At 70.5% G+C, this 12209-nt stretch carries 13 protein-coding genes; 12 read left to right on the forward strand and 1 reads right to left on the reverse strand.

Going from position 1 to position 12209, the window contains the following annotated elements; translation table 11 throughout:
* Positions 1 to 193: 193 nt before the first annotated feature.
* Entirely contained in the window at positions 194 to 3013 is a 2820-nt protein-coding gene (polA, locus tag TMZ1T_RS18475) for a DNA polymerase I (protein ID WP_012586160.1), read from the reverse strand.
* Between the two features lie 23 nt (positions 3014 to 3036).
* Between polA and TMZ1T_RS18480 the strand changes: the two genes are divergently transcribed.
* From TMZ1T_RS18480 to TMZ1T_RS18535, 12 genes are all read left to right on the forward strand, one after another.
* Positions 3037 to 3762, forward strand: coding sequence for an LOG family protein (locus TMZ1T_RS18480; protein ID WP_004300686.1), 726 nt, complete (start codon positions 3037 to 3039; stop codon positions 3760 to 3762).
* A gap of 45 nt (positions 3763 to 3807) precedes the next feature.
* Positions 3808 to 4128 carry a DUF2782 domain-containing protein gene (locus tag TMZ1T_RS18485; protein ID WP_004300684.1) on the forward strand — a complete coding sequence of 107 codons (321 nt, stop codon included), beginning with the start codon at positions 3808 to 3810 and terminating at the stop codon, positions 4126 to 4128.
* Complete coding sequence (locus TMZ1T_RS18490) at positions 4125 to 4691, forward strand: DNA-deoxyinosine glycosylase (RefSeq protein WP_012586161.1); 567 nt, start codon at positions 4125 to 4127, stop codon at positions 4689 to 4691. The genes TMZ1T_RS18485 and TMZ1T_RS18490 overlap by 4 nt, the downstream gene beginning before the upstream one ends.
* A 30-nt stretch (positions 4692 to 4721) precedes the next feature.
* A complete protein-coding gene (locus TMZ1T_RS18495) occupies positions 4722 to 5678 on the forward strand; it encodes a homoserine kinase (protein WP_012586162.1) in 957 nt (318 codons plus the stop codon).
* Between the two features lie 49 nt (positions 5679 to 5727).
* Positions 5728 to 6729, forward strand: a complete 1002-nt coding sequence (locus tag TMZ1T_RS18500; protein ID WP_012586163.1) for a BPSS1780 family membrane protein — start codon at positions 5728 to 5730, stop codon at positions 6727 to 6729.
* 13 nt (positions 6730 to 6742) lie between these two features.
* Positions 6743 to 7546, forward strand: a complete 804-nt coding sequence (locus TMZ1T_RS18505; RefSeq protein ID WP_012586164.1) for a BPSS1780 family membrane protein — start codon at positions 6743 to 6745, stop codon at positions 7544 to 7546.
* Positions 7536 to 8246 carry a nicotinate-nucleotide adenylyltransferase gene (nadD, locus tag TMZ1T_RS18510; protein ID WP_012586165.1) on the forward strand — a complete coding sequence of 237 codons (711 nt, stop codon included), beginning with the start codon at positions 7536 to 7538 and terminating at the stop codon, positions 8244 to 8246. The genes TMZ1T_RS18505 and nadD overlap by 11 nt, the downstream gene beginning before the upstream one ends.
* Positions 8247 to 8276: 30 nt before the next feature.
* Positions 8277 to 8624: a ribosome silencing factor gene (gene rsfS / locus TMZ1T_RS18515; RefSeq protein ID WP_004324527.1), complete on the forward strand. Its 348-nt coding sequence runs from the start codon at positions 8277 to 8279 to the stop codon at positions 8622 to 8624.
* 97 nt (positions 8625 to 8721) lie between these two features.
* Positions 8722 to 9192 carry a 23S rRNA (pseudouridine(1915)-N(3))-methyltransferase RlmH gene (gene rlmH / locus TMZ1T_RS18520; RefSeq protein WP_004324525.1) on the forward strand — a complete coding sequence of 157 codons (471 nt, stop codon included), beginning with the start codon at positions 8722 to 8724 and terminating at the stop codon, positions 9190 to 9192.
* A gap of 206 nt (positions 9193 to 9398) precedes the next feature.
* Entirely contained in the window at positions 9399 to 10019 is a 621-nt protein-coding gene (locus TMZ1T_RS18525; protein ID WP_004324523.1) for a Maf family protein, read from the forward strand.
* Between the two features lie 13 nt (positions 10020 to 10032).
* Positions 10033 to 11487, forward strand: a complete 1455-nt coding sequence (rng, locus tag TMZ1T_RS18530; RefSeq protein WP_012586166.1) for a ribonuclease G — start codon at positions 10033 to 10035, stop codon at positions 11485 to 11487.
* 157 nt (positions 11488 to 11644) lie between these two features.
* Complete coding sequence (locus TMZ1T_RS18535) at positions 11645 to 12208, forward strand: Uma2 family endonuclease (RefSeq protein WP_004324519.1); 564 nt, start codon at positions 11645 to 11647, stop codon at positions 12206 to 12208.
* Position 12209 lies beyond the last annotated feature (1 nt).

Below are 12209 nucleotides of genomic sequence, written 5' to 3' on the forward strand. Positions count from 1 at the left end.
CCCGCAAGCGCGCGGCAGCAACGATGGCCGCGGCGTTTCTCGTAGGAGCGACGCGAGTCGCGATTGCGGCGCTTCCGGGACCGCCTGCGTCATTCGACCGCCGGATCGCGACTTGCGTCGCTCCTACCGGAGACTCCGGAAGCCCGGCGGTTTCCGTAGGAGCGACGCGAGTCGCGATTGCGGCGCTTCCGCCTCAGTGGGCCTCGTCCCAGTTGTCGCCGGCGCCGACCTCCACCAGCAGCGGCACCTTCAGCGTGGCGACGCCGCCCATCAGCCGGGGCAGCTCTTCCCGCACCGTTTCGAGCTCGGCCCCGGGTACCTCGAGCACCAGCTCGTCGTGCACCTGCAGCACCAGCTTCGACTTCAAGCCGCAGGAAGCCAGCCAGGCGTCGGTCGCGATCATCGCTTTCTTGATGAGGTCGGCGGCCGTGCCCTGCATCGGCGCGTTGATCGCCGCACGCTCGGCGCCGGCGCGGCGGCCGGCCTGGCTGGCGCGGATGTCGGGCAGGTAGAGGCGACGGCCGAAGACGGTCTCGACGTAGCCCTGCTCGCGCGCCTCGGCGCGGGTGCGGTCCATGTACTCTGCAACGCCGGGGTAGCGCGCGAAGTAGCGGTCGATCCAGGCCTGCGCGGCGGCGCGCTCGATGCCGAGGTTCTTGGCCAGGCCATGCGCGCTCATGCCGTAGATGAGACCGAAGTTGATCACCTTGGCGTAGCGGCGCTGCTCGCTCGTCACCTCGGCCGGCGCCACGCCGAAGACCTCGCCGGCGGTGGCGCGGTGCACGTCCTCGCCGCGGGCGAAGGCTTCGAGCAGGCGGGCGTCGTCCGAAAGGTGGGCCATGATGCGCAGCTCGATCTGCGAGTAGTCGGCCGAGACGATGAGATGATCGCGCGGCGCGATGAAGGCGGCGCGGATGCGGCGGCCTTCGGGCGTGCGGATCGGGATGTTCTGCAGGTTGGGCTCGGAGCTCGACAGCCGGCCGGTGACCGCGGTGGCCTGCGAGAAGCTGGTGTGCACGCGGCCGGTGCGCGGATTGACCATGCGCGGCAGCTTGTCGGCGTAGGTGCTCTTGAGCTTGGACAGGCCGCGGTGCTCGAGCAGGAGCTTGGGCAAGGGGTAGTCCTCGGCGAGCTTCTCCAGCACCTCCTCGTCGGTGGAGGGCTGGCCGGTGGCGGTCTTCTTGACCACGGGCAGGCCGAGCTTGCCGAACAGGATCTCGCCGAGCTGCTTGGGCGAGCCGAGGTTGAAGGGCTGGCCGGCGAGCGCATGTGCCTCGCCCTCGAGCGTGTACAGGCGGCGGCCGAGCTCCTCCGAGTGCTGGCCGAGCAGGAAGGGGTCGATCAGCACCCCGGTGCGTTCCATGCGCTGCAGCACGCCGAGCACCGGCATCTCGAGCTCGCGGTAAAGCGCTTCGAGCTGCGGCAGGGCCTGGAGCTGCGGGCACAGGTGCTGGTGCAGGCGCAGGGTGACATCGGCGTCCTCGGCGGCGTATTCGGTGGCGCGCGCGACATCGACCTCGTCGAAGCCGATCTGCTTGGCACCCTTGCCGCAGACCTCCGTATAAGGGATCGTCGCGAGGCCGAGATGGCGCTTGGCGAGCGAATCCATGTCGTGCGCCTTGTCGCTCTCCAGCACGTAGGATTCGAGCAGGGTGTCATGCGCGATGCCGCGCAGCGCGATACCGTGGTTGGCGAGCACGTGGGCGTCGTACTTGAGGTTCTGCCCGAGCTTGGCGTGCCGGTCGGATTCGAACCAGGGCCTGAGCCTGTCGAGCACCTCGTCCAGCGGCAACTGCTCCGGCGCCTCTGGCAACTGCGCGGCACCGCGGTGCGCCAGCGGCAGGTAGGCCGCCTCGCCCGGCTCGACCGCGAAGGACATCCCGACCAGCCTGGCCGCCATCGGGTCGAGGCTGGTGGTCTCGGTGTCGAAGGCGGTGAGCTCGGCAGCGGAGATCTTCGCCAGCCAGGCGTCGAAGGTCGGCCAGTCGAGGATGGGAAGATAGACCGGGGTCAGGTCTTTCATTTGCTCATCCGCGGAGATTGCGCACACCCCGCCCTCCCCTGGCGTCGTGGTCGCAGCCTCGGAAATCGGGGTCTGTCCCCGATTTTCCTGGCGGTCGAAGCGGCGCGCATCGGACGCGGCCTTCGAGGCGGCGACACTCTCCGCACCGCCATCCAGATCCTTCAGCCATGACTTGAACTCGAAGCGCTCGTAGAGCGCGCGCAGCGCCGCCTTGTCGTCCGCGCGCGCCGGCAGCTCGTCCAGCCCCACCGGCAGCTCCACATCCGTCGCCACCGTCACCAGCTTCCGGCCCAGCGGCAGAAAGTCCAGATGCCTGCGCAGGTTCTCGCCGACCTTGCCGCCCACCTTGTCGGCGTTGGCGACGAGGTTGTCGAGCGTGCCGTACTCGGTCAGCCACTTCACCGCGGTCTTGGGACCGCACTTCTCCACGCCCGGCACGTTGTCCACCGTGTCGCCCACCAACGCGAGGTAGTCGACGATGCGCTCGGGCGGCACGCCGAACTTGGCCGCCACGCCGGCCTCGTCGAGCACTTCCTCGCTCATCGTGTTGACCCAGCGCACGCCGGGGCGCACGAGCTGGGTGAGGTCCTTGTCGCCGGTCGAGATCACCACCTCCCAGCCGCGCTCGAGCGCCAGGCGGGTGAGCGTGCCGATGACGTCGTCCGCTTCCACGCCCTCCACCGACAGCAGCGGCCAGCCCTCGGCCCGCACCGCCTCGTGCAGCGGCGCGATCTGCGCGCGCAGGTCGTCGGGCATCGGCGGGCGGTGGGACTTGTATTCGGGATACCAGTCGTCGCGGAAAGTCTTGCCCTTGGCGTCGAAGACGCAGGCGCGAAATTCTGCCTTGTAGTCGCTTTCCAGCCGCCTTAGCATCGACAGCACCCCCCGGATCGCGCCCGTCGGCTCGCCCTGCGAATTGCGCAGGTCGGGCAGGGCATGGAAGGCGCGATAGAGATAGCTGGAGCCGTCGACGAGCAGCAGGGTGGGCATTCCGAATCCTAGAGAACAACAACATGACCGCGAAAGACAAACTCCCCCGCAGCGTGCCCGACAGCACCGCACCGCGCTTCAACGCGCGCGAATCCTGGCGGATCTTCGGAATTATGGCAGAGTTCGTGGAGGCGACCGAACGCCTGGCGGCGATCCGGCCGGCGGTCTCGATCTTCGGCAGCGCACGCACGCCGCCCGACCACAAGTACTACATGCTCACCGAAAAGATCGCCCGCCTGCTGTCGGATTCGGGCTTCGCGGTGATCTCGGGCGGCGGTCCGGGAATCATGGAAGCGGCCAACAAGGGCGCCTTCTTCGGCAAGAGTCCCTCGGTGGGGCTCAACATCCAGCTGCCGCTGGAGCAGGCCGCCAACCCCTACCAGGACATCTCGCAGACCTTCCAGCACTTCTTCGCGCGCAAGTTCATGTTCGTGAAGTTCGCCACCGCCTACGTGGTGATGCCGGGCGGCTTCGGCACCCTCGACGAGCTGCTCGAGGCGATGACGCTGATCCAGACCAGGAAGAGCCGCAAGATTCCGATCATCCTGGTGCACCGCCCGTTCTGGCAGGGCCTGCTCGACTGGCTGCGCGAGCGCCTGGTCGCCGAAGGCATGATCAACGCCGAAGACCTCGACCTGGTGCAGGTGATCGACGAGCCCGAGGAGGTGGTCGAGGCCATCTTCAAGCATTACGAGCGGCGCGGTTTCCAGCCCCTTCCGGCCGAGCGCGAGATGATGCTGAACCTTTGAGTGCCGCATTACCGGCTAGAATTGCAGCATCTTCCGGAGAACATCATGCGCCGCACCCTGATCGTCCTGTGGCTGGCCGCCGCCGTGCCGGCCTTCGCCCAGCAGCCCGCGAACCTCGAACCGATCCCCGAGCCGCCGCCGATGCCCGCCGAGGGCGCAGCCGACGAACCCGAGGTCACCATCGTCAAGCGCGGCGAGGACACCGTCACCGAATACCGCCTGCGCGGCAAGCTCTACATGGTCAAGGTCACACCGCCCCACGGCGTGCCCTACTACCTGATCGACAAGGAAGGCAACGGCCAGATGGTGCGCCACGACGGCACGCCCGAACTCGCCGTGCCGATGTGGGTGATCAAGTCCTGGTGAGCACGACCGCCGCACCGCTGGTGCGCAGCTTTGCCCCGCTGTTCCGCGCCGACGCGCGCGTGCTGGTGCTCGGTAGCATGCCCGGCACGGCCTCGCTCGCCGCCGCGCAGTATTACGCGCATCCGCGCAACGCCTTCTGGCCGATCATGGGCGCGCTCTTCGGCGCCGGAGCGGAACTCCCCTACGCGCAGCGGCTCGAGCGCCTCGCCGCCGCCGGCGTCGCGCTGTGGGACGTCATCGGCCGCTGCGAGCGCGCCGGCAGCCTCGACAGCGCGATCGCGCCCGACAGCATCGAGGCCAACGACTTCGCCGGCCTCTTCGCCGCCTGCCCCGACATCGGCCACGTCTTCTTCAACGGCACCGCCGCCGAGACCGCCTTCCGCCGCCATGTGCGCGGCCGCATCGCGCTGCCGCCGCTGCACTTCACCCGCCTGCCCTCGACCAGCCCGGCGCACGCCGCGCGCGGGCTGGAGGCCAAGCTCGCCGCCTGGCAGGTCGTGAAGGCGGCAGCGCACCGCGCGGCCGCAGCCCGCATCGACATCCCGGCCGCCCAGGCCGCCTGACCCCATCCGACCGTCTTACCCGGAGTCCGCATGTCCGTCTTCACCCCCGTTCCCGAATCCGTGCTCGCCGACTGGCTCAAGGACTACGCCATCGGCCGCCTGGTGGAACTCGAGGGCATCTCGGCCGGCGTGCAGAACAGCAACTTTTTCGTCACCACCACGCTCGGGCGCTACGTGCTGACGCTCTTCGAGGGCATCCCGCGCGCCGAGCTGCCCTACTACCTGCACCTGATGGCGCACCTGTCGCGCCACGGCCTGCCCGTGCCGGGCCCGATCGCCAACCGCCACAACGAATACCTCGGCACCCTGCAGGAGCGCCCCGCCGCACTGGTGGTACGGCTCTCGGGCCGCTCCGAGATGAGCCCCGGCCTGGCGCACTGCGGGAGGGTCGGCGCCATGCTCGCCGGCCTGCACCTCGCCGGCCAGTCCTACGGTCGCCGCCAGGAAAACCCGCGCGGCGCCGCCTGGCGCGCCGCCACCGCGCAGGTGCTGCGGCCCTTCCTGTCCGCCGACGAACAGACCCTGCTCGACGCCGAGATCGCCTTCCAGGCCACGGTCGACGTCGCCGCCCTGCCCGCCGGCGCGATCCACGCCGACCTCTTCCGCGACAACGTGCTGTGGGACACCGATGCCGACGGCGGGGTGCGCATCGGCGGCGTCATCGACTTCTACTTCGCCGGCTACGACGCGCTGCTGTTCGACGTCGCCGTCACCGTCAACGACTGGTGCTCCACCCCCGACGGCGGGCTGGATGCCGAGCGTGCCGCCGCGCTGCTCGACGCCTACCACGCCGAGCGCCCTTTCACCGACGCCGAGCGCGCCGCCTGGCCGGCCATGCTGCGCGCGGCCGCGCTGCGCTTCTGGATGTCGCGCGCGGCTGACTTCCACCTGCCGCGCGCGGGCGAGATGGTGCTGGTGAAGGACCCGAACGAGTACCGCGACATCCTGCGCCTGCGCATCGCCACGGCGCCGCCCCTGCCGCGCTGACGCCGCCCCGCCCGCTCTGTCACGCCCGCCCATCCCCGACCCGACGCCGATGAATGCCACCCTGCCCCCGCCCCGCCGCCCGCATCCGCCGCCGCCCGCCCCCGGCGACGTGGTGCCCGGCCACGCCCTCGACTGGCTCGCCGCCGGGTGGCGCATCTTCATGCGGGCGCCGCTGGTGTGGGCGCTGCAGGCGCTGATCTTCTTCGTGATCCTCGCCGCGCTCGGCATGGTGCCCTTCCTCGGCTGGGCGGCCGCACCCGTGACCCTGCCGGTGCTCGTCGCAGGCATGCTCTCCGGTGCGCGCACACTCGACCGCGGAGAGCGCCTGCACGTCGGCCAGCTCTTCGACGGCCTGCGCCAGCATGCCGGCAACCTGCTGCTGGTCGGCCTCTTCCACCTCCTCGGCCTGCTGCTCGCGGCGCTGGCCGCGGCCGCGATCGGCGGCAGCGCGATGCTCACCGGCGCGGCGGCGGGCGCGCTCGGCGCGATCGCCGGGGCGGGCGTCGCCGCCGGCGGCATGATGCTCGGCGTGGTGGTGTTCACCGTTTTGTGGGCCCTGCTGATGATGGCGCTGTGGTTCGCCCCGGCGCTGGTGATGCTGCACGAGGTCGCGCCGCTGGATGCGATGAGGCTGTCCGCGCGCGCCTGCTTCCACAACCTGCTCGCCTTCGTCGTGCTCGCCGCGCTGCTCTACGTGCTGGTGTGGGTGGCGATGATCCCCGCCGGCCTGGGCATGCTGGTGCTGGTGCCGATGATCGCCGGCGCGCTTTACGCGGCGTGGAAGGAGACCTTCTCGCCGCTGCTGCCGGCCCCCGCGGCCCCGCCCGCGCCCGCAGCGGGGGCGACGTCGGGCGAAAGCATCCCGCCCGCCCCCGTGCTGCTCGCGCCCGCGGCCGACCCCGCGGCCGATGACGCAGCCCCCTCCGCGGCACCGCCCGCTCCCGAACCGGGCCCCCACCCCGACCTCGCGCCCGGCTCCGCCCCCGCGCCCGGCCCCGAATCCGATCCGGCTCCCGACTCCGCGCCAGCGGACGCGCCCCCGAAACCCTGACCCCTGGAAACGAATGCAAGCACGACAACTCCCCATGCCGCGCGGCTGGGCCTGGCTGCGCGAAGGCCTGCAGCTGTGGCGGCGCAATCCGGCGCTGCTCACCTTCGCCACCTTCGGCTACCTGCTCTCGATCATCGTGATCAGCCTGGTGCCGCTGCTCGGCCAGCTCGTCGCCTCGCTGCTGATGCCTGCGCTCTCGGTCGGCGTGCTGAACGCCTGCCGCGCCATCGACGGCGGACGCAAGACCGGTCCCGACGTGCTCTTCTCCGGCTTCAAGTCCAACCTGCAGGGCCTGGTGGTGGTCGGCGGGCTCTACCTCGCGGCCACCCTGGTGGTGCTGATGCTGGTGATGCTGGTCGACGACGGCAGCCTGGCCGCGGTGATGCGCGGCGAGGACATGGACGCGCAGGCCGCGGCCGACTCCTCGCTCGGTTTCACCCTGGTGGTCGGCCTCGTGCTGAGCACGCCGGTGATGATGGCCTACTGGTTCGCGCCCGCGCTCGCCGGCTGGTGGAAGCTGCCCGCGCCCAAGGCGATGTTCTTCAGCTTCTACGCCTGCCTGCGCAACTGGCGGCCCTTCGTCGCCTACGCGCTCGGGCTGGCGATCTTCGCCGGCCTGCTGCCCGGCCTCGTGGTCGCGGTGCTCGGCCTGCTCTCGCCCACGCTGGGCAGCGTGGCCGCGCTGCCGGTGCCGCTGATCATCCTGCCGATCGTGTTCGCGAGTTTCTACACCGCCACCCGCGACGTGTTCGGCCTCCCCGAGAGCAACCCCGCGCGCGATCCCGCCGCACACGACGACGCGCGCGATGGCGACTGAGCCCGCGCCTTCGCCGGCCAGAGCCGCTTTCGAGCCGCCCGTCCGGGCCCCGCTCGGCGTGCTCGGCGGCACCTTCGACCCCATCCACACCGGCCACCTGCGCCTCGCCGAAGAAGCGCGCGAGGCGCTCGGCCTCGACGGCGTGCGCTTCATCCCCGCCGGCCAGCCGCCGCACCGCGGCGAGCCCGGCAGCACCGCCGAGGACCGCCTCGCCATGGCACGGCTCGCCACCGCCGGCAACCCCGGCTTCAGCGTGGACGACGGCGAGGTGCGCGCGCAGCAGAAGAGCTACACCGTGCCCACCCTCGAGCGCCTGCGCGCCGAGATCGGCCCGCAGCAGCCGCTGGTGCTGATCCTTGGCGCCGACGCCTTCGCCGGGCTGCCGACCTGGCACCGCTGGACCGATCTGTTCGCGCTCGCCCACATCGCGGTCGCCAACCGCCCCGGCTACGCGCCCCACGGCCGGCGCTGGCCCGCCACCCTGTCGCCCGCGCTCGACGCCGCCTGCGCGGGCCGCCACACCGCCGACCCCGCGGATCTGCGCCGCGCACCGGCGGGCCGCGTCGTCCCCTTCGACATGACCCCGCTGGCGATCTCCGCCTCGCTGATCCGCGATCTGGTGCGCGACGGCCACAGTGCCCGCTATTTGCTGCCGGAATCGGTTCTCGACTATATTGCCGCGCACCATCTCTACCGCTGAGCGCCCCGCGCCGGCCCACACAGGATCCGAATGGACACCCCCACCCTCGAAAAGATCGTCGTCGCCGCCCTCGAAGACATCAAGGCACGCGACATCGAAGTCATCGACACCTCGAAGCACACCCCCCTCTTCGACCGCATCGTCGTCGCCAGCGCCGAATCCGGCCGTCAGACCCGCGCGCTCGCGCAGAACGTGCACGACAAGGTCAAGGAAGCCGGCGGCGAGATCATCGGCACCGAAGGCCAGGAGACCGGCGAGTGGGTGCTGGTCGACCTCGGCAACATCGTGGTGCACGTGATGCAGCCCGCGGTGCGCGCGCACTACAAGCTCGAGGAACTCTGGAACACCCCGCCGTCCAGCCGGCGCAACGCCGCCTGACGAGTAGCGCCCCGCGCGAGCGGCCGCCTGCGTACGGCGCGGGCGGCGGTCGCGTTTTTCGACGCATGCTCGTCCACGCATGCGCGCAGGTTCAACCATGAAACTGATCATCGTCGCCGTCGGCCACCGCATGCCCGCCTGGGTGCAGGCCGGCTTCGACGAGTTCGCCCGCCGCATGCCGCGCGAGCTGCAGTTGCAGCTCGTCGAGGTCAAGGCCGAGCCGCGCAGCGGCGGCAAGACGGTGGAGGCGATGATGGCGGCCGAGGCCGCGCGCATCGAGGCCACCCTGCCGCCGCGCTGCCGCCGCGTGATCCTCGACGAGCGCGGCGCCGACCTGAGCACGCTGGCGCTCGCGCGCCGGCTGGAGTCCTGGCAGGGCGCAGGCGACGACGTCGCGCTCATCGTCGGCGGCCCCGACGGCCTCGCCCCAGCGTTCAAGGCGGGCGCCCACGAGGCCATCCGCCTCTCCAGCCTCACCCTCCCCCACGCCTTGGTGCGCCCCCTGCTCGCCGAGGCGCTCTACCGCGCGTGGACGGTGCTCAAGAACCACCCCTACCACCGCGAGTAGCGCCTGCAGCATCGGCCGATCGCGACTTGCGTCGCTCCCACAAGAACCACCGCGTCTCCGAAGGCCCCCGTGGGAGCGACGCGAGTCGCGATTGCGGCGGTGACGCCGGCACGGCGGCGCGGGCGGGCGGTGAAACCCGTTAGAATCGCGCCACCCGAGCCCGACCGGCGCCGACCGGCGTCGCGGATCCTGCGGAACGCCATGCCATGACCCTCACCCCGCGCATCTACCTTGCCTCCACGAGCCCCCGCCGCCGCGAACTGCTGCGCCAGATCGGGATCAATTTCGACGTGCTGACCTTTCGCGCCGGCGAGCGCGGCGAGGACGCCGACGTCGACGAGACCCCGCTGCCCGACGAAGCGGTCGAACGCTACGTCGAGCGCCTCGCGCTCGCCAAGGCCCAGGCCGGGATGCGGCGGGTGCTGTGGCGCAAGCTGCTGCCGCATCCGGTGCTCGCCGCCGACACCACGCTGGAGGTCGACGGCGAGATCGTCGGCAAGCCGCGCGAGGCCGCCGAGGCGCACGCCATCCTGGAGCGCCTGTCCGGCCGCCGCCACCGCGTGCTGACCGCGGTCGCGATGAGCGACGGCGAGCGCACGCGCAGCCGGCTGTCGGTCAGCGAGGTCGCCTTCCGCACGCTGAGCGAGCACGACATCCGCCGCTACATCGCCACCGGTGAACCCTTCGACAAGGCCGGCGCCTACGGCATCCAGGGTCACGCCGCGATCTTCATCGAGGAGATCCGCGGCAGCTACTCGGGGATCATGGGCCTGCCGCTGTTCGAGACCGCCGCCCTGCTCGAGATCTTCGGCCACCCCGTCCTGTGAGCACACCCCGTCCATGAGCATCGAATTCCTCATCAACTTCACCCCGCAGGAAACCCGCGTCGCGATCGTCGAGCAGGGCGTGGTGCAGGAGCTGCACGTCGAGCGCACCGCCAGCCGCGGCATCGTCGGCAACCTCTACCTCGGCAAGGTCGTCCGGGTGCTGCCCGGCATGCAGTCGGCCTTCATCGACATCGGCCTCGAGCGCACCGCCTTCCTGCACGTGGCCGACATCTGGAGCGACCGCCAGAACGGCGAGGGTGCGCGTCCGATCGAGAAGATCCTCACCGAAGGCCAGAGCCTGATGGTGCAGGTGCTCAAGGACCCGATCGGCACCAAGGGCGCACGCCTGTCCACCCAGGTCAGCCTCGCCGGCCGCCTGCTCGTCTACCTGCCGCAGGAAAAGCACATCGGCATCTCCCAGCGCATCGAGGACGAGGCCGGGCGCGAGGCGCTGCGCAGCCGGCTGGTCGCGCTGGTGCCGGAAGACGAGCCAGGCGGCTTCATCGTGCGCACGATGGCCGAATCCGCCACCGACGCCGAGCTCGCCGCCGACATCGCCTACCTGCGCAAGCTGTGGCGCGAGATCTCCGGCTCGACCGTGGGCCTGTTCCCGCCGAAGCTGCTGCACGAGGACCTCGGGCTGGGCCAGCGCACGCTGCGCGACCTCGTCACCGACGAGACCTCACGCATCCGCGTCGACTCGCGGGAGAACTTCCAGAAGCTCACCGCCTTCGCCGCCGAGTACACGCCCCAGGTGCTGCCGCTGCTCGAGCACTACAGCGGCGATCGCCCGCTCTTCGAGCTCTACAGCGTGGAAGAGGAGATCCAGAAGGCGCTCGCCCGCCGCGTCGATCTCAAATCCGGCGGCTACCTGATCATCGACCAGACCGAGGCGATGACCACCGTCGACGTCAACACCGGCGGCTTCGTCGGCGCGCGCAACTTCGACGACACCATCTTCAAGACCAACCTCGAGGCCAGCCAGGCCATCGCCCGCCAGCTGCGCCTGCGCAACCTCGGCGGCATCATCATCATCGACTTCATCGACATGGAGAACGTCGAGCATCGCGAGATGGTGCTGGAGGAGTTCCGCAAGGCGCTGTCGCGCGACCACACCAAGATGAGCATCAACGGCTTCACCGCGCTCGGCCTGGTGGAGATGACGAGGAAGCGCACGCGCGAATCCCTCGCCCACCTGCTGTGCGAGCCCTGCCCCACCTGCAGCGGCCGCGGCGAGGTCAAGACCGCGCGCACGGTGTGCTACGAGATCCTGCGCGAGCTGCTGCGCGAGGCACGCCAGTTCAACGCCCGGGAGTTCCGCGTGCTCGCCGCGCCCAACGTGATCGACCTCTTCCTCGACGAGGAGAGCCAGTCGCTGGCGATGCTGTCGGACTTCATCGGCAAGAAGGTCTCGCTGCACGCCGAGGGCAGCTACACCCAGGAGCAGTACGACATCGTGCTGCTGTGAGCGTGGCGGGGCTCCCCGCCCGCAGCGCCCCTTGGCGCGAACACCCGGCCGACGCCGCGCGCTGCCGCGCGGTCCGCGGGCGTGCTGGCCGGCACGAGGACTGCCACCGTATCATTCGTCGTCGATCTGCCGCCCACCTGCCGCAACGGAGGCCCTCATGAGCAACGCCCTGGCACGCCCCGCCCCGATCAGTGTCGAGGACTACCTCGAAGGCGAGACCCGGAGCGAAATCAAGCATGAATACCTCGACGGCGAGGTGGTGGCGATGGGCGGCGCCAGCGCGAGGCATGGCCTGGTCGTCACCAGCCTCGGCCTCGCGATCGGACCGCACGCCCGCCGCAAGGGCTGCCAGCTCTTCATCGCCGACATGAAGGTCCGCGTCGAGCACACCGGCCAGACCTACTTCTATTACCCCGACATCGTGCTGGCCTGCGCGCCCGACGACCGCGAGACCTATTACCGCCGCAGTCCCTGCCTGCTGGTGGAGGTGCTGTCGCCGAGCACCGAGCGCATCGACCGCCGCGAGAAGCTCTTCGCCTACCAGGCCATCCCCTCGCTGCGCGAATATCTGCTCGTCGATCCGGACAAGCGCTCCGTGGAGATCTACCGCTTCGGCGATCCGGTGCGCCACGAGACCTGCGCCGAGGGCGCCTTCCGGCTGGACTGCCTGGATACGGAGATCACGCTGGACGAGGTGTACGCCGACGCCGAAGCGCCCTGAA

Origin of the sequence: Thauera aminoaromatica, from assembly GCF_000021765.1 — a bacterium.
Taxonomy (GTDB): Bacteria; Pseudomonadota; Gammaproteobacteria; order Burkholderiales; family Rhodocyclaceae; genus Thauera; species Thauera aminoaromatica.

What these genes read in the sequence shown, in the direction of transcription:
- rng (WP_012586166.1), top strand. Translation starts at nt 10,033, where the DNA reads ATGAGCATCGAATTCCTCATCAACTTCACCCCGCAGGAAACCCGCGTC.
- polA (WP_012586160.1), bottom strand. Translation starts at nt 3,013, where the DNA reads ATGCCCACCCTGCTGCTCGTCGACGGCTCCAGCTATCTCTATCGCGCC.
- rsfS (WP_004324527.1), top strand. Translation starts at nt 8,277, where the DNA reads ATGGACACCCCCACCCTCGAAAAGATCGTCGTCGCCGCCCTCGAAGAC.
- rlmH (WP_004324525.1), top strand. Translation starts at nt 8,722, where the DNA reads ATGAAACTGATCATCGTCGCCGTCGGCCACCGCATGCCCGCCTGGGTG.
- TMZ1T_RS18500 (WP_012586163.1), top strand. Translation starts at nt 5,728, where the DNA reads ATGAATGCCACCCTGCCCCCGCCCCGCCGCCCGCATCCGCCGCCGCCC.
- TMZ1T_RS18505 (WP_012586164.1), top strand. Translation starts at nt 6,743, where the DNA reads ATGCAAGCACGACAACTCCCCATGCCGCGCGGCTGGGCCTGGCTGCGC.
- nadD (WP_012586165.1), top strand. Translation starts at nt 7,536, where the DNA reads ATGGCGACTGAGCCCGCGCCTTCGCCGGCCAGAGCCGCTTTCGAGCCG.
- TMZ1T_RS18495 (WP_012586162.1), top strand. Translation starts at nt 4,722, where the DNA reads ATGTCCGTCTTCACCCCCGTTCCCGAATCCGTGCTCGCCGACTGGCTC.
- TMZ1T_RS18480 (WP_004300686.1), top strand. Translation starts at nt 3,037, where the DNA reads ATGACCGCGAAAGACAAACTCCCCCGCAGCGTGCCCGACAGCACCGCA.
- TMZ1T_RS18535 (WP_004324519.1), top strand. Translation starts at nt 11,645, where the DNA reads ATGAGCAACGCCCTGGCACGCCCCGCCCCGATCAGTGTCGAGGACTAC.
- TMZ1T_RS18525 (WP_004324523.1), top strand. Translation starts at nt 9,399, where the DNA reads ATGACCCTCACCCCGCGCATCTACCTTGCCTCCACGAGCCCCCGCCGC.
- TMZ1T_RS18485 (WP_004300684.1), top strand. Translation starts at nt 3,808, where the DNA reads ATGCGCCGCACCCTGATCGTCCTGTGGCTGGCCGCCGCCGTGCCGGCC.